We start from the raw sequence: 19352 nt of genomic DNA on the forward strand, positions 1-19352 counted from the left end.
TCGCGACCGGGTGACACTGCGACGCCGGCCACCGGCGGCGCGCCGGGGCACACCACGCTAGGCTCTGCGCGTCATGCGCAACCCGATCGGCACCCACGTCCAGGTCGGCAAGGGGCTGGTCGCCGGTGCGCTCGCCCAGGCCGACCTGCTCGGCTGCGAGACGCTCCAGCTCTTCGTCGGCAACCCGCGCGGCTGGGCGCTGTCGGCGGGCCGGCCGGCCGAGGACAAGGAGTTCCGCCGGCAGCTGGAGAGCCGCGGGATGCGAGCGTTCGTCCACGCGCCCTACCTGGTCAACCTCGGCTCGCCGACCCCTGCCACCTTCGAGAGGTCGGCCGCGGCCGTGGCGCACAACCTGCGGCGCGCCGCCGAGATCGGCGCCGAGGGCGTGGTGGTGCACACCGGCTCGTTCGTCTCCACCGACGGCGATCCGGAGGCACAGCTCGCCACGGCGATGGGACAGGTCCGCGAGGCGCTGCTGCCCGTCCTCGACACGATCGAGGGCGACGACGCCCCGTGGCTGCTGCTCGAGCCGACCGCCGGCCAGGGACGCTCGCTGTGCGCGGACGTGGAGGACCTGACGGCGTACCTCTCCGCCCTCGACCTCCACCCCAAGGCGGGCATCTGCCTCGACACCTGCCACGTCTTCGCCGCCGGTGCGCGGCTCGACGAGCCCGGCGGGACGACGGCGACGGTCGACCGCATCGTCGAGATCGGCGGGCCGGGCCGTCTCCGGCTCATCCACGCCAACGACTCGATGGACGTGCGCGGCGCCTTCAAGGACCGGCACCAGCTGATCGGCCAGGGACACATCGGCACCGGGGCGTTCGAGGAGCTGTTCGCGCACCCGGCGACCGACGGGGTGCCCTTCATCCTCGAGACCCCGGACTCGCGAGATGTCGACAACGCCGACATCCCGCTCCTCAAGCGCCTGCGCGGCTGAGCCGGAGGCGTCGCGGCTTCGAAGGGGCCCCGGACTTGGCGTAGCCTGCTGCGCGATGAAGTTCTGCATGCAGTGCGGCCACGAGCTCGGGGCGAGCCGCACCTGTGCCGGCTGCGGCACGACCGCTCCGGTCGAGCCGCTGCCTGCCCCGCAGCTGCCGCCGGCCGGTGCGCGCTACCCCCTGTTCGTCGACGAGGTCGACTCGGTCAGCGTGAGCACCTCCGGTCGCGTCCTCGCCAGCCCGGTCACCGAGCCACTCCTCCCGCCGCCTCCCCCGCCGCCGGCCCCTCGCGCCGAAGCGGAGCCGTCGATGCTGTGGGACGACCCCGACGCGACGCAGGTGCGACTGCCGGCGGTTCCCGTGCTGCCGCCCCGGCGCGGCGGGCTCGCCACGGTGTGGCTGACCCTCGGCGCGCTCGTGCTCGGGCTCCTCGTGCTCGGCGGCTGGCTGCTCACCCACGGCAGCCACTCCAAGCCGGAGGCCGGTCACGGCAGGAGCACCGCCGGCGCCGGCTCCGCCACGCCCTCGGCCTCGGGTGACGACGTGGCGTCGACCGCCACCGCGAAGGCGCCGGTCACCCGGGCGCCCGGCGTCGACACGCAGGGCAGGCCGACGACGTACGACGCCTCGAACATGCTCGACGGCAAGCCCAGCACGGCCTGGGAGATGCCCGGCGACGGCACCGGCAAGGCGTTGACCTTCACGCTGGCCGCCCCGACTCACCTCACCTCCGTCGGGCTGGTCAACGGCTACGCCAAGACCGCGCGGGAGGGCGCCGCGACCGTGGACTGGTACGCCGGCAACCGCCGCGTCCTCAAGGTCGAGTGGGTCTTCGACGACGGCAGCAGCATCAGCCAGGACCTGCACCAGACCAAGGAGCTCCAGACGACGAAGGTCGACGTGACGACGAAGACCGTCACGCTGCGACTCCTCGACGTCTCCGAGGCCGGCAAGGGGCCCGCCCGGCGCGACATGACGCCGATCAGCGAGGTCAGCCTCACCGGCCAGGCCTCCTGAGGCTCGGCCGGAGCCTGCCTGCGGATCAGGCCTTGCGGAGCATGTCGGCGACGAGGAAGGCCATCTCGAGGGACTGGACCCGGTTGAGCCGCGGGTCGCAGACCGACTCGTAGCGGTGCGCCAGGTCGGCGTCGGTGAGCTGCTCGCCGCCGCCGAGGCACTCGGTGACGTTGTCGCCGGTGAGCTCGACGTGGAGGCCGCCCGGCCAGGTGCCGACGGCGCGATGCACGTCGAAGAAGCCCTGGACCTCGTCGAGGACGTCGTCGAAGTTGCGGGTCTTGTAGCCCGAGGGCGCCTCGAACGTGTTGCCATGCATCGGGTCGGTGATCCAGGCGACGTTGAGCCCTTCGGCGCTGACCTTCTCCAGGATCGGCGGCAGGCCGGCGCGGATCTTCCCCGCGCCGAAGCGGGTGATGAAGGTGAGCCGGCCGGGCTCGTTGGCCGGGTTCAGCCTCGCGGCGAGCGCGATCGCGTCGTCGGGGGTCGTGCTCGGGCCGAGCTTGACGCCGATCGGGTTCTTGATGCGCGCCATCAGCTCGACGTGGGCGCCGCCGATCTGCCGGGTGCGCTCGCCGATCCAGATGAAGTGACCGGAGACGTCGTACGGCTCGTCGGTGCGGGAGTCGATGCGGGTGAGGGCGTGCTCGTACTCGAGCACCAGCGCCTCGTGGGAGGAGTGGAAGTCGACCCGGTGGAACTCGTCGGGGTCGGCCACGCCGATGGCCTGCATGAACGACATGGCCCGGTCGATCTCGCCGGCCAGGACCTCGTACTTCGCCGCGAACGGGCTGTCGCGCACGAAGTCCTGGTTCCAGGTGTGGACCTGGCGCAGGTCGGCGTAGCCGCCGGTGACGAAGGCGCGGATGAGGTTGAGGGTCGCCGCTGAGGCGTTGTAGACGTCGACCAGCCGCTGTGGGTCGGGGATGCGCGACTCGGGCGTGAAGTCGTAGCCGTTGACGGCGTCGCCGCGGTAAGCCGGCAGCGTGATGCCCTCGCGGGTCTCGGTGTCGTTGGAGCGGGGCTTGGCGTACTGCCCGGCGAGCCGGCCGATCTTCACGACCGGCACCGAGGCGGCGTAGGTGAGGACGACCGCCATCTGCAGCAGCACCCGCAGCTTGGCGCGCACGTTGTCGGCGCTCACGCCGGCGAGGGTCTCGGCGCAGTCGCCGCCCTGGAGGATGAAGGCCTCGCCGCGGGTGACCGCCGCGATCCGCTGCTTGAGGTCGTCGCACTCGCCCGCGAAGACCAGCGGCGGCATGGTGCGCAGCTTGTCGACGGCCGCCTGCACCGCCCCCGCGTCGGGGTAGGTCGGCTGCTGCGCGGCACCGAGGGCGTGCAGCTCAGCGAGGGTGGGGATCTCGACGGTCACGGCAAAAGGGTACGGCGGCCACCTCCACCTGACCGAACCATGCTCGTCAGGTGGGAGGGATGATCTCCAGCCGCTCCAGCAGGACGAGGAACGCGTAGGCGAAGTCGTTGCCCTTCGTGTTGGTCCGGACGACCGACCAGTCGACCTGCTCGCGCACCGCGCGGGCCGCGGGCAGCACCTTCCCGAAGTCGCAGGCGTGCTCCTCCATCGCGTTGAGCTTGTCGGTCATCAGCGTCGTCGCGGGGAGCACCGGCATCGCGACCGACTCGACCTCGATCTCGTCGACGCCGGCGAAGTGGCTGCGCTCGATCGTCTCCCCCGCACTGCGGAAGAGGATGTCGACCATGGGCGGTGACTGCCCCTCGCCGACGAACACCTTGAACAGCCAGTCCTCCGGGGGCTGCACGACCTGGAGGCCCTGCTCGGCGAGCCGGGCCATCACCAGCGGCGCGTCGGCCTCGGCGACCATGAAGTCGACGTCGTGCTCCGGCTCCGGCCCGCCGCGCGCCCACAGCGCATAGCCGCCGGTCAGCGCGAACGGCGCGTCGCCCTGCTTCAGCGTGACGGCGACCAGCTTCAGCGCCTCGCGCAGGTCGCGCTGGGACTCTCGGAGCTCCTGCGGCATCCCCCGCCGTTACCCGGGTACCAGCGGCGCATGCGCGTCGCGACCTTCAACATCCTCAACGGACGCTCACCGGACCGGCAGGACGTCGACATCGCCGCCTTCGCCGACGCGATCAAGAGCCTGGACGCCGACGTGCTCGCGCTGCAGGAGGTGGACCGCTTCCAGGTGCGGTCGGGCCGGGCCGACCTGACCGCCGTCGCCGCGGAGGCGACCGGCGCCGACGAGCACCTCTTCGTCGCGGCGCTCGCCGGGACGCCCGGCACGACGTGGACGGCGGCCACCGGCGAGGAGCAGCCCGACAGCGCGGCGTACGGGATCTCGCTGCTCTCCCGCTATCCGGTACACGCGTGGGAGACCGTGCGGTTGCCGCGGGTCCCGACCCCGGCGCCGGTCCGGCATCCCGGGCGCCGGCTGCCGTCGATCGTGCGCGACGAGCCGCGCGTCGCCGTCGCGGCGGTGGTCGAGACGCCGCTCGGCACCATCACGATCGCGAACACCCACCTCTCCTTCGTCCGCTGGTGGAACGGTCGCCAGCTCCGCCTGCTGACGCGCTCGCTCGCCCATCTCCCCCGCCCCCTGCTGCTCGCCGGCGACCTCAACATGGGGCCGGACCGGGCGGCCCTCACCACCGGGCTGACCAGCATCGCCGACCACCTGACCTTCCCGTGGGACGAGCCGTGCGTGCAGCTCGACCACCTGCTCGCCGACCCGCCGCTGCGGGCACGCGCGTCGGTGCGCCGGCTCCCCGTCTCCGACCACCTGGCGCTGATCGCCGACCTGGAGTGACTAGGGTCGCCGTCATGGCGACGATGGTGGTGGCGCGTGAGTTCGGTGGTCCCGAGGTGCTCGACCTGGTCGAGGCGGACGTCCCCTCCCCTGGTCCGGAGGAGGTGCGGATCGTGGTCCGCGCCGCCGGCGTCAACCCGGCCGACGCGAAGCTGCGCCAGGGCCTCTTCGGACGGCCGCCCCTGCCGCTCCGGCTCGGCAGTGAGGTGGCCGGTGTCGTGGCCGAGGTCGGCTCCGGCGTCGACCACCTGCGACCCGGCGACGAGGTGGTCGCCTACCGGGTGTCGGGCGGCTACGCGACCGAGCTGGTCACCAAGGCCGCCAACGCGTTCCGGAAGCCGGCCGACCTGCCGTTCGAGGAGGCCGCCGGCCTGCTCCTCGCCGGCGTGACGGCCACGCAGGCGCTCGAGGTCGCCGCCGCGGGGAAGGGCGACACGCTGCTCGTGCACGGCGCGAGCGGCGGCGTCGGGCAGCTGCTCGTCCAGCTCGCCCGGCTGCGCGGCGTACGCGTCATCGGGACCGGCAGCGCGCGCTCGGCCGACGTGCTGCACGAGCTCGGCGCCGAGCCGGTGGAGTACGGCGACGGGCTGGCCGCCCGCGTGCGCGCGCTCGCCCCCGACGGCGTCACCTGTGCGATCGACCTGGCCGGCACCGACGAGGCGCTCGCGGTCTCGCTCGAGCTCGTCGACGACCGCGACCGGATCGTCACCGCCGCTCCCGGCGAGGCGGCCGTGGAGGCCGGCATCCGCGCGATCGGCGGCGGCCCCGGCGCCGACCCGGGGACGGCGATCCGCAACGCCGCCCGGGCCGACCTGGTCCGGCTGGCCGGCGAGGGCTCGATCCGCGTGCGGGTCGCCCGGACCTTCCCGCTCGCCGAGGCGGCCGACGCCCAGCGCCTCGTCGCCGAGGGCCACTCGGCCGGCAAGGTCGTGCTGGTCCCCTAGCCGAAGAACACCTGCGCCTCGGCGTACTCCTCCGGGCTCACCAGCTTGAGCTCGCCGGTGGCGTCGGCCAGCGGGATGCGGACGATCTCTGTGCCGCGCAGCGCCGTCATCACGCCGAAGTCCCCCTCGGCGACCGCGTCGATCGCGTGCAGGCCGAGCCGGGTGGCGAGCCAGCGATCGAAGGCGGTCGGGGTGCCGCCGCGCTGGATGTGGCCCAGGACGACGGCGCGGGCCTCGCAGCCGACCCGGTGCTCGATCTCGCTGGCGAGCCGGTCGCCGATGCCGCCGAGCCGGACGTGGCCGAAGTCGTCGCGCCCGCCGTCGGCCAACGTCATCCCGGAGCCGTCGCGGGGCACCGCCCCCTCGGACACCACGAGGATCGGTGCGTAGCGCGACTCGAAGCGGCTCTTCACCAGCGCGCAGACCTCGTCGATGTCGAACGGCTGCTCCGGGATGAGCACGATGTTGGCGCCGCCGGCGATGCCGCTGTGCAGCGCGATCCAGCCCGCGTGGCGTCCCATCACCTCGACGACCAGCACGCGGTGGTGCGACTCGGCGGTGGTGTGCAGCCGGTCGATCGCCTCGGTGGCGATGTTGACGGCGGTGTCGAAGCCGAAGGTGAAGTCGGTGCCGGAGAGGTCGTTGTCGATGGTCTTCGGTACGCCGACCACGCAGATGCCCTGCTCCGCGAGCCGGGTGGCGACCCCGAGGGTGTCCTCGCCGCCGATCGCGACCAACGCGTCGACGCCGTCGGCGGCCAGCTGCTCGCCGATCCGTCCGACGCCGTCAGGGACCTTGAGCGGGTTCGTGCGACTGGACCCGAGGATCGTGCCGCCGCGCGGCAGGATCCCGCGGCACTGCTCGATGCCGAGCTCCATGGTGAGGCCTTCGAGCGGCCCCTTCCAGCCGTCGCGGTAGCCGACGAAGTCGAACCCGTGGACCGAGACGCCCTTGCGGACCACCGCCCGGATGACTGCGTTGAGGCCGGGGCAGTCGCCACCCCCGGTCAAAACTCCGACACGCATGTGTTCTCCCACTTTGGATCGTTCACGTGACCTGTGTCACAGCGTTGCACGGACGGACCGCGTCTGACGAGGCCTCCACGCCGGCCACTAGGGTCGGCCGCATGACCTTCTCGATCGTCGCCCGCTCCGCAGACGGGGAGTCCTGGGGTGTTGCCGTCGCCTCCAAGTTCCTGGCCGTCGGGTCGGCCGTCCCCGCCGCCGTGGCCGGGGTCGGCGCCATCGCCACCCAGGCCAGTGCCAACGTCGCCTACAAGGGCCTCGCGCTGGCACACCTCGACGACGGGGCCACCGCCTCGGTCGCCCTCCAGCGCCTGCTCGAGGAGGACGACGGCCGCGACCACCGCCAGGTCGGGATCGTCGACGTCGAGGGCAATGCGGCCTCCCACACAGGGACGGCCTGCCTGGACTGGGCCGGTTCGCTGACCGGCGCCGGCTATGCGATCCAGGGCAACATCCTGACCGGCTCCGAGGTCGTCGAGGCGATGGAGTCCGCCTGGCTGGCCTCCGACCCGGCCCAGCCGCTCGCGCGCCGGCTCCTCGCCGCGCTGGCTGCCGGCGACGAGGTGGGCGGCGACAGCCGCGGCCGGCAGAGCGCGGCGCTGCTCGTCGTACGTGAGGAGGCGGGGTACGACGGCAACGACGACATCGCCGTCGACCTGCGCGTCGACGACCACACGACGCCGATCCCCGAGCTCGCGCGGCTGCTCGACCTCAACGACCTCTACCTGACCGCCTCCTCGGAGGAGGAGAGGGTGCCGGTCACCCCGGACGTCGAGGCGGAGCTCGAGGCGTTCGCGCAGGCGCACGGTGCCCGTGACTTCCTCTCCTGGGTCGGGACCGAGAACTACGAGATGCGGGTCGCCCCCGACCTCGCCTGGATCGACGAGAAGGTCCTCGCGATCGTGCGGGGGGCCGAGTGAGCGTCCTCGCCATCGACGCGGGCACGACCGGCGTCACGGCCCTGGTCGTCTCGTCCGAGGGGAAGGTCGTCGCCCGCGGCTACCAGGAGTTCAACCAGCACTTCCCCCGCCCCGGCTGGGTGGAGCACTCCCCCGAGGAGATCTGGGCGGCCACCCTGGCCGCGACCCGCGCGGTCCTCGACGCGTACGACGCCTCGGCGCTGGGCGGCCTGACCGCGCTCGGCATCACCAACCAGCGCGAGACGGTCCTGCTGTGGGACCGCGAGACGCTCGGCTCGCCGCGGCGCGCGATCGTGTGGCAGGACCGGCGCACCACCGCGATCTGCGATCGGCTCCGCGAGGCGGGCCACGAGCCGCGGGTGGCCGAGGTGACCGGGCTGCGGCTCGACCCCTACTTCTCGGGCACCAAGCTGGCCTGGATCGCCGAGCACGAGCCACAGACCTGGGCGCTGGTCGAGTCCGGACGCTACGCGGTCGGCACGGTGGAGTCCTACCTCGTCGCCCGGATGACCCGCGGCGTCTGGCACGTCACCGACGTCTCCAACGCCAGCCGCACGCTGCTCTTCGACCTGGCCGCGGGCGACTGGTCGGACGAGATGTGCGACCTCTTCGGCGTCCCGCGCGACGCCCTGCCCGAGATCGTGCCGAACTGGGGCGCCCCCATGCGGACCGACCCGCGCGTCTTCCTCGGCCTCGACCTGCCGATCGCGGGACTGGCCGGTGACCAGCAGTCGGCCCTCTTCGGGCAGACCTGCTTCTCCGTGGGCGACGCGAAGTGCACCTACGGCACCGGCTCCTTCGTCCTCACCAACACCGGCTCCGAGATCGAGCGCTCCGACGCGGGGCTGCTCTCGACCGCCGCCTGGCGATCACCGGACGGCGAGATGACCTACGCGCTCGAGGGTGCGATCTTCGTGACCGGCGCCGCGGTCCAGTGGCTGCGCGACGGGCTGCAGGTCGTCGGGACGGCCGCCGAGACGGCGGCGATCGCCTCGACGGTGCCCGACACCGGCGAGGTCGTGTTCGTGCCCGCGCTCACCGGCCTCGGCGCGCCCTACTGGGACCCGAACGCCCGCGGCACGATCGTCGGCATCACCCGCGGCACCACCCGGGCCCACCTGGTCAGGGCCACGCTCGAGGCGATCGCCTTCGAGGTCCGCGACGTCCTCGAGACGATGCCCGCCCTGTCCTCCCTCCGCGTGGACGGCGGCGCGTCCGCCAACGACCTGCTCTGCCAGATGCAGGCCGACCAGCTCGGCGTGAGCGTCACCCGCCCCGGCCAGGTCGAGACGACCGGCCTCGGGGCGGCCTTCCTCGCCGGGCTCGGCAGCGGCGTGTGGTCCTCCACCGACGAGCTGCGCGACACCTGGGCGGTCGACCGGGAGTTCGCGCCCGCCTCCTCCCGGGAGAGCGCGGACGCGTCGTACGGCCGGTGGAAGGAGGCGGTCCAGCGCTCCCTCGACTGGGCGCGCTAGGAGAGCCGGTCGACGGCCGCCTGGGCCTCGGCCAGCTCGCCGGCGGCCTCGTCGCGGGCGTCCTCCGCCTCGGCCAGCTCCTCATCGAGCTCCTCGGCCTTCTCCTCGAGGTCTGCCACCCGCCGACGCGCCTCCTCGAGCTCGGCGGAGAGCTGCAGGGCCTTCGCCTCGAGCTTCGAGACCTGCTTCGCAGCGGCGGCGTGGTCATGCTGCGCCTCGGCCAGGGTCCCGCGCGCCGCCTGCAGGGCCTCCTCACGCCGACGGCGCTCGGCCTCCTCCGGCTCAGGGTCGGGTACGACGCGCAGCTCCCGTGACACCGGAGCGGCCTCGAACCCCAGCGCCGACGGCAGCGCCACGGCAGCCGCCGCGTCCACGGCGTCGACGCCGGTCGCCGCGAGCGACGTGACGAGCAGCCCGCTGCGGACCGCCTCGGCGGCGCCCTGGTCGAGGATCGCCGCGGTCAGGGTGGCCTCCACCTGGTCGGCCACCGCCTCCGTGACCCGCACGCCGCGCTCGCGGGCGACGGCGCGGGCGCGGGTGGTCACGGCGGCGGTGAGCTGGCGGCGCTGCTTGGTGAGCTCGCGCAGCTGCTTGGCGTCCATCCCCTCCGCGGCGGCGCGAAGCCCGGCGCCGATGGCGAGCACCTGCTCGACCTGCTCGGTCTCGTGGCGGACGAGGAGGTTGACCACCCACGCGGCCAGGCTGGGCTTGCGCAGCGCCTTGATCCGAGTGTCCTTCGTCTCCTTCGCGCGCTTGTCCCGAGCGGGGGTGAAGGCGGCCAGTGGGAGCGCGTACAGCTCGTCGGCCAGCGGCAGGAGGTCCTCGTCAGCCATCGAGGGCCAGCCAGTCGTCGTGGCGCAGCGCCATCCGCCGGTGCAGGGCGCGCAGGGCGTCGTCGTCGACGCCGGTCAGCGAGACGCCGAGCCCGAGGAGGACGGCCCGCCAGTCGTCGTACGACCGCAGGTCGCGCCGGAACGCGCCCGCGCCGGTGCGGAAGTGCTGGATGCCGCGGACCGTCTCGGCCCCGCTCTGGTCACGGCGCTGGACGACGAGCAGCCGGGTGAAGTGGCCGTCCGGCGGCGTGGACAGGCGGGCGTGGTTGGCGTCGACATCGGACTGCGCGACGCCCGGGCGCCCGACGACGGCGCCGCTGAAGCTGCCGGCCGGGTCGTGCAGGAACGTCCAGCCGCGGTCGGTGAGCCGGGCGATGCGGTAGACGAAGGAGCCCTGCCGGTGCACGCCCTCACGGAGCGGGAGCGGGTCGCGGAAGGCGTCGCCGAAGCCGAGGTCGGGCCACCACCGTCCGTCGGGGTTCGACGGCGTGGGCAGCCCGCTGACGACGAGGACCAGGTGGTCCAGCAGGCCCGACGAGCCCACCTCCGCCAGCATCGACCCGGGGCGTCGCTCGACGTCGAAGCCCAGCCCACGCAGCACCAGCTCGACGGCCCCGTTGTGGTGGAAGCAGTAGCCGGCGTTCCCGCCGGCGGCGATCCGGACGAGCGTCTCGGCGGGGTCGGCCGAGGTCGGGGCGGCGAGCATGATCGAGAGGTTGTCGTAGGGCACCGCGTCGAGATGGCGGTGGTGCAGGTCGACGAGGGTCTCCAGCGTTGGCGCCGGACGCCCGGAGACCCCGAGGCGAGCGAGGTAGCCGTCGACGCTCATCTCACATACCTGCCCCGACGGTGGAACAGCGGCTCGTCGTCCTCACCGACGAACAGCTCCTCGACGACGGCCGTGACCAGCAGGGACCAGCCGGCCGAGGCCGTCGACTCGACCCGGACGCCCGCCCAGGTCCCGGCGTCGGCCAGTCGCGGCCCCCGCGGCGTCGGTTCCCACGCCGCCAGTCGGAACGCGCCGCCGGGCGCCGGTGCGGTCCCGGCGAACGCCTCGGCGAGGTCGCGGTGACGCCAGGACAGCAGCTGTACGACGGCCGTGCCGGACTCCTCCAGCGCCTCGGCCAGGTCGCTGTCGGGATCGACGAGGGCGAGCAGGCGCGCCGGCTCACCGGCGGCGACCATGAGGGACGAGACCGTCAGCCCGGCCGATCCCGACGCCCGGCCCGATGTCCAGAGCGACACCGTGCCGCCGACCCGCCCCCGCAGCCGACGGACGGCGTCGTCGGGGGTCGGGAACGGGTGGGAGTCGTGGATCGTCAATGGGGGTCTCAGGCCGCCGGCTTGCCAGACGACGGCGGCGCCTCGGCCGCCTGCTGCTTGGCGAGCTCCTTGGCCCGGTTGGCGTACATGTCGACGTACTCCTGACCGGAGAGCCGCATGATCTCGTACATGATCTCGTCGGTGATCGAGCGCAGGATGTAGCGGTCGTTGTCCATCCCCTCGTAGCGGGAGAAGTCGAGCGGCCGTCCGAACCGGACGACCGGCTGCGCGAAGCGGCCGAAGGCCTTGCCCGGCGGCGCCACCTCGTCGGTCTTCAGCACGGCGACGGGGATGACGGGGGCCTTGGTGAGCAGCGCGAGCCGGGCCACCCCGGTCTTGCCGCGGTAGAGCCGCCCGTCGTGCGAGCGGGTGCCCTCGGGGTAGATCCCGAACAGCTCGCCCTCGTCGAGCACCTTGCGCGCCGCCAGCAGCGCACCCTCCGCGGCGTCGGCCCCTGAGCGATCGATCGGCACGTTGCCGGTGCCGGAGAAGAACGTCTTCTTGAACCAGCCCTTCACGCCGGGCTCGGTGAAGTACTCCGCCTTCGCGACGAAGCGCACCATGCGGGGCAGGCCGAGCGGCATGAACAGCCAGTCGGCGTAGGACAGGTGGTTGCCGGCGAGGATGGCCGGCCCCTCCGCGGGGACGTTCTCGACACCCTCGACGCGCGGCCGGAAGACCAGCTTGAGCCATGGGCCGATGGCCACCCATTTGAGCACCGAGTAGAACACCCTCACGAACACAGCCGAATCCTTGCAGAATGCTCCAGTGACCTCCACCCCAGCAGTCCTTGCGAGCGCCCAGCCGCTCTCCGTCGCGGCCCGCCCCGACCTCACCGACGGGCGCCGGATCGGTGTCCTGCTGTCCCACGGCTTCACCGGCTCCCCCGGCTCCATGCGCGCCTGGGGCGAGCACCTGGCGGCGAAGGGGTACGCCGTCGAGGTGCCGCGGCTGCCCGGACACGGCACCCACTGGCGCGACCTCAACACCACCACCTGGGCCGACTGGTACGGCGAGGTGTGCCGCGCCTTCGAGAAGCTCGCCGCCGAGAACGACGCCGTGGTCGTCGGCGGTCTCTCCATGGGCGGGGCGCTCGTGCTGCGACTGGCCGCGGACAACCCCGACCGGATCGCCGGTGTGGTCGTGGTCAACCCCGCGGTGGCGATCAAGCGCTGGGACGTCAAGCTGCTGCCCGTCCTCAAGCACCTGGTCGGCGCCATGCCCGGGATCAGCAGCGACATCAAGAAGGAGGGCGTCGTCGAGAGCGCCTACCAGCACACCCCGCTCAAGGCGACCCACTCGATGATGAGCGCCTGGCCGGTGCTGGTCGCCGACCTGGGTGCGATCACGGCGCCGCTGCTCTACTTCCGCTCGACGGTCGACCACGTCGTCGACGAGCTGTCCGAGCCGCTCATCCTCGACCGCATCTCGTCGACGGACGTCACGGTGACGCGCCTGGAGGAGAGCTACCACGTCGCGACCGTCGACAACGACGCGGAGCGGATCTTCGCGGACTCGGCTGCGTTCATCGCCCGCGTGACCGCCTCGTAGGCTGGGGGCGTGCCACCGACCGAGGAGCCCGACGACCTGGACCTGACGGCGTGGCGCGAGATCGTCGAGAACTACGGCGACCGGGCCGAGCTGCCGCCGGACGACGATGCCGACGGCGTCGTCGACACGGTCGACCCGGTGGTCGAGCCCGGGGCGTCGTACCCCCTGCACTTCGGACGGTTCGACGACGACGTCGACGATGAGGCGGACGAGCCCTTCGACGCGTCCGAGTCGATCGACGAGCAGGGGTTCGTCCCCGACGACCCTGAGCCCCTCCACCTCGGCCCGGCGCGGACGGCGGCCTGGGCCGGTGTGCTCGGCGCCCCGCTCGTGGCCATGCTGGCGACGATCGTGGTGACGGCGACCACCCTCACCGTGCCGCACTGGTTCGGCTGGTTGCTGGTGCTGGCGTTCCTCGGCGGGTTCGGCTACCTCGTGGCGACTATGCCGAAGGACCGCGACGACCCTTGGGACGACGGCGCGCGGTTGTGACGGCCGGGGGTTCCGGGGCCAGCAGGTCGCGGAACCGAAGCCGCTCGCGACGGCGGGCACGACGGACCAGCTCGCCGCGGCGGCGCCGGAAGATCGGCCGGACCGCCTCGGTGCGGGCCAGGTCGGCGGCGCCGATGATGCCGGCCTCCGGGCCGAACCTGGCATGCAGCAGCGGCGGGATGTCGCGGTGCCCGGCACCCACGAGGGACTCCGCGAGGGCCCTGCGAGCAGGCCCGAGGAGGAGGTCCCCGGCTGCGGACACCCCGCCGCCGATGACGACCATCTCGGGGTCGAAGGCGGCCACGAGGTTGGCGACGCCCACGCCGAGCCAGCCGCCCACCGAGGCGAACGCCTCCAGCGCCACCGCGTCGCCCTGCTTCGCGGCGTCGGTCACCATCGGGCCGGTCAGCGCACGCGGGTCGCCGCCACAGGCCTCGTCGAGCACCGTGTCGCGGCTGTCCAGATGTGCCCGCGCGAAGCGGGCCAGTGCGTTGCCGCTGCAGTACTGCTCCCAGCAGCCGGTCCCGCCGCACTCGCAGGCCTGCCCGTTCGGAACGACCTGCATGTGGCCGAACTCGCCGGCCATGCCGTTCTGGCCGCGCAGGAGGGTGCGGTTGAGGATCAGGCTGCCGCCGATGCCCGTGCCGAGCGTGATCATGACGACGTCGGTGTAGCCGCGCGCGACGCCGAAGGAGTACTCCGCGCGAGCGGCGCAGTTGGCGTCGTTGTCGAGCGCGACCGGCACGCCCCACCGTGCCTCGAGGCGGGCCCGGGTGGGGTCCATGCGCCACGGGAGGTGCGGCGCGAACATGACCCGCTCGCCGGTGGCGTCGACGAAGCCGGCGGCGGCCAGCCCGACGGCGTCGATCCGACGGCCGTCGGCGACCTCCAGCACGGCCTCGGTCAGCGCGTCCTCGACGAGCGTCACCTCCACGTGACGGCCGGGGGTCGAGCGGCGCGCCGTCCGCCCGACGGTGCCGTCGGGCAGGACCTCGCCGGCGAGCACCTTCGTGCCGCCGATGTCGACGCCGATGTAGAGAGTCACCGCCCCGTCACCGCCCCGTCACCCGCCCCGTCACCGGCGCGCCAGGTCGGCGGCGCCGATCAGGCCGGCGCGGCTGCCGAGCGTCGCCTTGCGGATGGCCAGCTCCGGTCGGTGGCCGCGGCCGGTGAGCTGGCTGAGGAAGCCCTCGCGGGCGGGCTCGAGGAGCAGCTCGTCGGCCTCCGACACACCGCCGCCGATGGCGACCATGGCCGGGTCGAGGACGGCGGTGAGCGAGGCGATGCCCTCGCCGAGCCAGCGTCCGAGCTCTCCGAGCAGGCTGAGCGCTGCCAGGTCGCCCTCCCGGGCCGCCGTGGTCACCAGGGGGCCGTCGATCGACTCCACCTCGCCGCCCGCGCGCTTGAGCAGGCCGTCGGCGCGGCCGCACTCCGCCGCCTCGCGGGCCATCCGGACCAGCGCGGTGCCGCTCGCATACATCTCGTAGCAGCCGAGGTTGCCGCATCCGCAGAGGATGCCGCCGGGCACGACGCGCATGTGGCCGATCTCGGCGCCGATGCCGAACGCGCCGCGGTAGAGGGAGCCGTCGAGGACGAGACCCCCGCCCACGCCGGTCCCGACGGTGACGAGGAGGAAGTCGTCGATGTCGGCGCCGGCGCCGAACGTGAACTCGCCCCACGCCGCGGCGTTGGCGTCGTTCTCGATGACGACGCTCTTGCCGGTGCGCTGCTCGAGCTCGGCGCGCAGGTTGACGTCGCGCCACGCGATGTTGGGTGCGAAGAGCACGGTGCTGCGCTGCTTGTCGATGTAGCCGGCCGCGCCGACGCCGACGTTGTCGAAGGCGTGTCGGGTGGCCAGGTCGGCGACCAGCCCCGAGACGGCGTCGGTGATGGCGTCCACGTCGGTGGCCGGGGACTCCACCCGGACCTCCTCGACGATCGAGCCGTCGTCGCCGACGACACCGGCCAGGATCTTCGTCCCGCCGATGTCCACTCCGCAGGCCAGACTCACTGTCGTTCCTCCCGTTCCGTCGACCCGGACGGGTCGGTCTCCGGCCAGTCGCCCTCGGAGTCGAGGTCGATCCTCTCCACCCCGGCCGACCGCTCCGTGGCCGGGTTCGAGGCGCCGGCGGCCGCGAGCACGCTGGCTGCTGCCTGCATCAGCGAGGCAGCCGCGCTGGCCAGGTGCACCTTGAGCTCGGGGCTCGCCTCGCGCAGCACGTGGACGGTACGGCAGATCGGGCAGTAGGCGCACTCCTGCGCGCCCGTGTCGAGATGGGCGTCCAGGTTGGCGCCCAGACCGTGTCCGAGGTCGCCCGCCCAGCCGGAGAGCGCGCCCAAGAGCTTCGCCGCCTCCTCGGCCGCAGACCCGATCCGGTCCTGCCCGTCGGCAGGACCCTGGTCCGATCCCGTCACTGCGTTCCCCGTCCTGTCCGTTCCTCCGCGCGCTCCGATCCTTCCACGAACCGCACCTGGAGCTCGCCGGCATCCACCCGTGCCCCCGCGATCCGGAGGCGGGCGATGCCCTGGGGCAGCGTCATCAGCCGCCGGTAGGAGCCGACGGTCACCACGAGGTCGTCACCGTTGCGAGCCAGGTGCACCTGGTCGCTGCTCGCCCCCGGCAGCGCCAGGTGAGCCACCGCTCCGGTCGCGGTGCGGGTGACGCGGAACGGCCCGTCACCGGCCGGCGCGGCCAGCGGGTCGCCCGTCTCCGGGTCGTAGACCTCGCTGGCGAGCGCCTCCAGAGCCGGTACGCCGACCGGCTCGCGCGGTCGGTAGACCGACCGCCACACCGGCAGCGCCGGGAAGGAGGCGCCCACATCGGCGAGCACCTCGTCCTGGGCCTTCACCCAGCCGGAGCGCCAGTCGTCGGCCCCCTCGGCGGGGAAGATCCGGTTGGCCACGACCCCGTCGACGCGATAGCCGTAGAGCGACAGCATCGTGTAGGACCGACGGGCCTCGGCGACCACCACGGTCTCCGGCGTCAGCACGATCCGGACGCTCGCCGTCGGGCCGGTGAGCAGGTCGCGCACCTCGAGCAGCTCGTCGTGCAGCCTCTGCAGCGCGTCGAAGACCGTGTCACCGGGCATCGGCACGCCCGCGGCGCGGGTCAGCACGGGCTTGAGCGCCTTGACGACGCGGCGCTGCATCGGGAAGACCCGGGCCATGTACCAACCCAGCGCCTCGGGCAGCGCGAGCAGGCGCAGCGTCTCGGCGGTCGGCGCGCAGTCCACGACGACGACGTCCCACTCGCCGGACCTGGCGCGCTGGCGGAGGTCGAGGAGGGCCATCACCTCCTCGGCGCCGGGGATCACGGTCAGCTCCTCGGCGGCCACCGGGTCCATGCCGGCGACGTCGAGCACCGACAGGAGGTAGCGCTGGATGTCGGCCCAGGACTGCTCGAACCGGAGCTGGGCGTCGACCTGCTCGACGTACAGGTGCGGCGCGACGAGCGTCGGCTCGGGACCGACCTCGACGCCGAAGGCGTCGGCCAGGGAGTGGGCGGCGTCGGTGGACAGCACCAGGGTCCGCTGTCCCGACGCGGCAGCGAGGGCGGCCGTGGCGGCGGCCATCGTCGACTTGCCGACGCCGCCCTTGCCCGTGAAGAGCAGGACCCTCAAGACTGCAGGGCCTCCACGCGCGTCTTGAGTCCGCGCAGGGCCGCCTCGATGAGGATCTTCTCGCCGCGGCGCTTGAGCATGCCGATGAGCGGGATCGTCAGGTCGAGGGCGAGCCGGTAGGTCACCTCGGTGCTACCACCGAGGTCGCGCAGGACGTAGGCGCCGTCGAGCGCACGCAGCATGTTGCCGCGCGCGAGGGTCCAGGTGACCTGGCGGTGCCCGTCCCAGGTGTAGGCGAGCGTGTAGTCGTCCTTGATCGGGGCCACGTCCAGCACGAAGTGCACCTCGCTGGGCCGCCCGTCCGCACCGGTCGACTCCACGTCCGCGGTCTTCACGCCCTTCGCCCACACCGGGTAGGAACCGAAGTCGGCGATGACGGCCATCACAGCGGCGGGCGCAGCATCGACGACGATCGAGGACGTGGTCTGTTCAGCCATGGATGCGGGTCCCAGCAGTGTCGGCGAGCGGGTCGGCGGTGGTGTGCCAGGCGGCGCTGGCGTGCTCGGCGAGCGTACCGGATGCTCGACGTCCTAGGCTCGGCGGTAGTGTGCTGGCCGATTACCGCCTAGTAAGTCCTGACAGGGGGCCCCGGTGCGCGAGTTCTCCACGCCGCTGACGATCGATCTGCCGACGGTCGGCAACCTGACGGACGACGTCGTCAGCAACGCGCGGGATGCGGCCGACGCCGCCGTCTTCAGCCGCCGCAACGCCGGTGGCGCCTGGGAGGACGTCAGCTCGGCGACCTTCCTGGAGGAGGTCACGGCCGTCGCCAAGGGCCTCGTCGCGGCCGGCATCGAGCGCGGCGACCGGGTCGCCATCTTCTCCAAGACGCGCTACGAGTGGACGCTGCTCGACTACGCGATCTGGTTCGCGGGCGCGATCACCGTGCCGATCTACGAGACCTCCTCCCCCGAGCAGGTGCGCTGGATCCTCCAGGACTCCGGGACCAAGGCGGTCGTCGCGGAGGGGCCGGAGCACGTCTCGCGGATCGCCGAGACCCGGAGCGCGCTGACCGACCTCAACCACGTCTGGTCCTTCGCCGACAACGGCGTCGACGTGCTCCGGCGCCTGGGCGCCGACGTCGCCGACGAGGAGATCGAGAAGCGGCGTACGTCGCTCACGCCGGCCGACACCGCCACGCTGATCTACACCTCCGGCACGACGGGCCGACCCAAGGGCTGCGTCCTCACCCACGGCAACTTCATGTTCGAGCTCGGGATCGCCGTCCACGAGCTCGACCGCCTCTTCCAGGCCGAGGAGCGCAGCACCCTGCTGTTCCTGCCGCTGGCCCACGTGTTCGCTCGCGTCATCCAGCTCGGTTGCGTGAAGTCGCGGACCCGCCTGGGCCACTCCCCCGACATCAAGAACCTCATCGACGACCTCGGCGAGTTCCAGCCCACCTTCATCCTCGCGGTCCCGCGGGTCTTCGAGAAGGTGTTCAACACCGCCTCGCAGAAGGCCGCCGCCGATGGCCGCGGCAAGATCTTCGACAAGGCGGCCGACGTCGCCATCGGCTACTCCCGCGCGCTGGACAAGGGCCGGGTCCCGCTCCCGCTGCGGCTGCAGCACGCGCTGTTCTCCAAGCTGGTCTACGGCAAGCTCCTGGCGGCCCTCGGCGGCAAGTGCCAGTACGCCGTCTCCGGCGGTGCGCCGCTCGGCGAGCGGCTCGGTCACTTCTACCGCGGCATGGGGCTGACCGTGCTCGAGGGCTACGGCCTCACCGAGACGACCGCGGCCCTCACCGTCAACCTGCCTGACGCGATCAAGGTCGGCACCGTCGGACGGCCCCTCGAGGGCACCACCGTGCGGGTCGCCGACGACGGCGAGCTCCTCTTCAAGGGCGGCCAGGTGTTCCGGGAGTACTGGAACAACCCCGAGGCCACCGCCGAGGCGAAGGCAGGTGACGGCGCCTGGTTCCACACCGGCGACCTCGGCGAGGTCGACGACGAGGGCTTCGTGCGCATCACCGGCCGCAAGAAGGAGATCCTGGTGACCGCGGGCGGCAAGAACGTCGCGCCCGCCGTGCTCGAGGACCGCCTGCGCGCGCACCCGCTCGTCGACCAGTGCATGGTCGTGGGCGACGGAGAGCCGTTCATCGCCGCACTGGTCACCCTCGACTCCGAGTCGCTGCCCGCCTGGGCCGAGTCGCACGGCAAGGCGATGGACCTCGCCGGCCTCGTCGACGACCCCAACCTGGTCGCCGAGGTCCAGGCCGCCGTGGACGACGCCAACAAGGCGGTCTCCAAGGCCGAGTCGATCCGGAAGTTCCTCATCCTGCCGGACGCGTGGACCGAGGAGGGCGGCCAGCTGACGCCCAGCCTGAAGCTCAAGCGCAGCGTGGTGATGAAGGAGTTCCGGGACCAGGTCGAGGGCCTCTACCACTCCTGACAGATCTCACATACTGAGACACTTGCTGCGAGGCGAACGGACG

At 72.8% G+C, this 19352-nt stretch carries 21 protein-coding genes; 9 read left to right on the plus strand and 12 right to left on the minus strand.

All coding sequences use genetic code 11. The features are described from left to right. Positions 1–73 precede the first annotated feature (73 nt). Positions 74–940 (plus strand): deoxyribonuclease IV, encoded by an 867-nt coding sequence (locus BM236_RS05835; protein ID WP_091121282.1) that lies wholly within the window; start codon positions 74–76, stop codon positions 938–940. A 55-nt stretch (positions 941–995) separates the two neighbouring features. Then, on the plus strand, positions 996–1958 hold the full coding sequence (locus BM236_RS05840) for an NADase-type glycan-binding domain-containing protein (protein ID WP_091121283.1): 963 nt from the start codon (positions 996–998) through the stop codon (positions 1956–1958). Between the two features lie 25 nt (positions 1959–1983). On the opposite strand, the gene BM236_RS05845 is transcribed toward BM236_RS05840, so the two are convergent. Both BM236_RS05845 and BM236_RS05850 read right to left on the minus strand, forming a co-directional pair. Beyond that, positions 1984–3327, minus strand: a complete 1344-nt coding sequence (locus tag BM236_RS05845) for a class II 3-deoxy-7-phosphoheptulonate synthase (protein WP_091121285.1) — start codon at positions 3325–3327, stop codon at positions 1984–1986. Between the two features lie 46 nt (positions 3328–3373). After that, positions 3374–3952, minus strand: a complete 579-nt coding sequence (locus tag BM236_RS05850; protein WP_245750159.1) for a nucleotidyl transferase AbiEii/AbiGii toxin family protein — start codon at positions 3950–3952, stop codon at positions 3374–3376. A 30-nt stretch (positions 3953–3982) separates the two neighbouring features. Between BM236_RS05850 and BM236_RS05855 the strand changes: the two genes are divergently transcribed. Beyond that, on the plus strand, positions 3983–4738 hold the full coding sequence (locus tag BM236_RS05855) for an endonuclease/exonuclease/phosphatase family protein (protein ID WP_091121286.1): 756 nt from the start codon (positions 3983–3985) through the stop codon (positions 4736–4738). Positions 4739–4752: 14 nt separating this feature from the next. Continuing rightward, positions 4753–5682 (plus strand): quinone oxidoreductase family protein, encoded by a 930-nt coding sequence (locus BM236_RS05860; RefSeq protein WP_091121289.1) that lies wholly within the window; start codon positions 4753–4755, stop codon positions 5680–5682. Here the strand turns inward: BM236_RS05860 and BM236_RS05865 are convergent. Beyond that, entirely contained in the window at positions 5679–6707 is a 1029-nt protein-coding gene (locus BM236_RS05865; protein ID WP_091121292.1) for a 6-phosphofructokinase, read from the minus strand. The genes BM236_RS05860 and BM236_RS05865 overlap by 4 nt on opposite strands. Positions 6708–6808: 101 nt before the next feature. Here BM236_RS05865 and BM236_RS05870 point away from each other — a divergent pair, with 101 nt between their 5' ends. Together BM236_RS05870 and glpK are read left to right on the plus strand one after the other, a co-directional pair. Next, on the plus strand, positions 6809–7627 hold the full coding sequence (locus BM236_RS05870) for a DUF1028 domain-containing protein (RefSeq protein ID WP_091121295.1): 819 nt from the start codon (positions 6809–6811) through the stop codon (positions 7625–7627). Then, positions 7624–9102, plus strand: a complete 1479-nt coding sequence (gene glpK, locus BM236_RS05875) for a glycerol kinase GlpK (RefSeq protein ID WP_091121298.1) — start codon at positions 7624–7626, stop codon at positions 9100–9102. The genes BM236_RS05870 and glpK overlap by 4 nt, the downstream gene beginning before the upstream one ends. Here the strand turns inward: glpK and BM236_RS05880 are convergent. The 4 genes from BM236_RS05880 to BM236_RS05895 are packed head-to-tail and all read right to left on the minus strand — an operon-like array spanning position 9099 to position 12001. After that, positions 9099–9935 (minus strand): hypothetical protein, encoded by an 837-nt coding sequence (locus BM236_RS05880; protein ID WP_091121299.1) that lies wholly within the window; start codon positions 9933–9935, stop codon positions 9099–9101. The two genes, glpK and BM236_RS05880, sit on opposite strands and share 4 nt — an antisense overlap. Further along, positions 9928–10764 carry an arylamine N-acetyltransferase family protein gene (locus BM236_RS05885; protein ID WP_091121301.1) on the minus strand — a complete coding sequence of 279 codons (837 nt, stop codon included), beginning with the start codon at positions 10762–10764 and terminating at the stop codon, positions 9928–9930. The genes BM236_RS05880 and BM236_RS05885 overlap by 8 nt, the downstream gene beginning before the upstream one ends. After that, positions 10761–11258 carry a flavin reductase family protein gene (locus tag BM236_RS05890; RefSeq protein ID WP_091121302.1) on the minus strand — a complete coding sequence of 166 codons (498 nt, stop codon included), beginning with the start codon at positions 11256–11258 and terminating at the stop codon, positions 10761–10763. Before BM236_RS05890 ends, BM236_RS05885 begins: the two co-directional genes overlap by 4 nt. Before the next feature lie 8 nt (positions 11259–11266). Beyond that, complete coding sequence (locus BM236_RS05895) at positions 11267–12001, minus strand: lysophospholipid acyltransferase family protein (protein WP_245750160.1); 735 nt, start codon at positions 11999–12001, stop codon at positions 11267–11269. Positions 12002–12026: 25 nt separating this feature from the next. Here BM236_RS05895 and BM236_RS05900 point away from each other — a divergent pair, with 25 nt between their 5' ends. After that, a complete protein-coding gene (locus BM236_RS05900; RefSeq protein ID WP_091121305.1) occupies positions 12027–12809 on the plus strand; it encodes an alpha/beta hydrolase in 783 nt (260 codons plus the stop codon). Positions 12810–12818: 9 nt separating this feature from the next. Then, a complete protein-coding gene (locus tag BM236_RS05905) occupies positions 12819–13301 on the plus strand; it encodes a hypothetical protein (RefSeq protein ID WP_091121306.1) in 483 nt (160 codons plus the stop codon). Here the strand turns inward: BM236_RS05905 and BM236_RS05910 are convergent. The 5 genes from BM236_RS05910 to BM236_RS05925 are packed head-to-tail and all read right to left on the minus strand — an operon-like array spanning position 13252 to position 17358. Then, a complete protein-coding gene (locus BM236_RS05910; RefSeq protein WP_091121309.1) occupies positions 13252–14346 on the minus strand; it encodes an ROK family protein in 1095 nt (364 codons plus the stop codon). The two genes, BM236_RS05905 and BM236_RS05910, sit on opposite strands and share 50 nt — an antisense overlap. Positions 14347–14376: 30 nt before the next feature. After that, on the minus strand, positions 14377–15312 hold the full coding sequence (locus BM236_RS05915; protein ID WP_245750161.1) for an ROK family glucokinase: 936 nt from the start codon (positions 15310–15312) through the stop codon (positions 14377–14379). After that, positions 15309–15716: a hypothetical protein gene (locus BM236_RS19315; protein ID WP_245750162.1), complete on the minus strand. Its 408-nt coding sequence runs from the start codon at positions 15714–15716 to the stop codon at positions 15309–15311. The genes BM236_RS05915 and BM236_RS19315 overlap by 4 nt, the downstream gene beginning before the upstream one ends. Beyond that, positions 15713–16921: an ArsA family ATPase gene (locus BM236_RS05920; RefSeq protein ID WP_091121313.1), complete on the minus strand. Its 1209-nt coding sequence runs from the start codon at positions 16919–16921 to the stop codon at positions 15713–15715. Before BM236_RS05920 ends, BM236_RS19315 begins: the two co-directional genes overlap by 4 nt. Continuing rightward, the gene (locus tag BM236_RS05925) at positions 16918–17358 is read right to left on the minus strand and encodes an SRPBCC family protein (protein ID WP_091121315.1); all 441 of its coding nucleotides are present in this window, start codon (positions 17356–17358) and stop codon (positions 16918–16920) included. The genes BM236_RS05920 and BM236_RS05925 overlap by 4 nt, the downstream gene beginning before the upstream one ends. 154 nt (positions 17359–17512) lie before the next feature. On the opposite strand from BM236_RS05925, the gene BM236_RS05930 reads away from it, so the two are divergent. Next, the gene (locus BM236_RS05930) at positions 17513–19309 is read left to right on the plus strand and encodes an AMP-dependent synthetase/ligase (RefSeq protein ID WP_091121318.1); all 1797 of its coding nucleotides are present in this window, start codon (positions 17513–17515) and stop codon (positions 19307–19309) included. Positions 19310–19352: the final 43 nt, after the last annotated feature.

Source organism: Nocardioides terrae, assembly GCF_900112345.1.
GTDB classification, from domain to species: domain Bacteria; phylum Actinomycetota; class Actinomycetes; order Propionibacteriales; family Nocardioidaceae; genus Nocardioides; species Nocardioides terrae.

Coding starts and splice junctions, on each gene's coding strand:
- BM236_RS05925 (WP_091121315.1), bottom strand. CDS start 17,358: ATGGCTGAACAGACCACGTCCTCGATCGTCGTCGATGCTGCGCCCGCC.
- BM236_RS05870 (WP_091121295.1), top strand. CDS start 6,809: ATGACCTTCTCGATCGTCGCCCGCTCCGCAGACGGGGAGTCCTGGGGT.
- BM236_RS05840 (WP_091121283.1), top strand. CDS start 996: ATGAAGTTCTGCATGCAGTGCGGCCACGAGCTCGGGGCGAGCCGCACC.
- BM236_RS05835 (WP_091121282.1), top strand. CDS start 74: ATGCGCAACCCGATCGGCACCCACGTCCAGGTCGGCAAGGGGCTGGTC.
- BM236_RS05880 (WP_091121299.1), bottom strand. CDS start 9,935: ATGGCTGACGAGGACCTCCTGCCGCTGGCCGACGAGCTGTACGCGCTC.
- BM236_RS05885 (WP_091121301.1), bottom strand. CDS start 10,764: ATGAGCGTCGACGGCTACCTCGCTCGCCTCGGGGTCTCCGGGCGTCCG.
- BM236_RS05865 (WP_091121292.1), bottom strand. CDS start 6,707: ATGCGTGTCGGAGTTTTGACCGGGGGTGGCGACTGCCCCGGCCTCAAC.
- BM236_RS05850 (WP_245750159.1), bottom strand. CDS start 3,952: ATGCCGCAGGAGCTCCGAGAGTCCCAGCGCGACCTGCGCGAGGCGCTG.
- BM236_RS05855 (WP_091121286.1), top strand. CDS start 3,983: ATGCGCGTCGCGACCTTCAACATCCTCAACGGACGCTCACCGGACCGG.
- BM236_RS05860 (WP_091121289.1), top strand. CDS start 4,753: ATGGCGACGATGGTGGTGGCGCGTGAGTTCGGTGGTCCCGAGGTGCTC.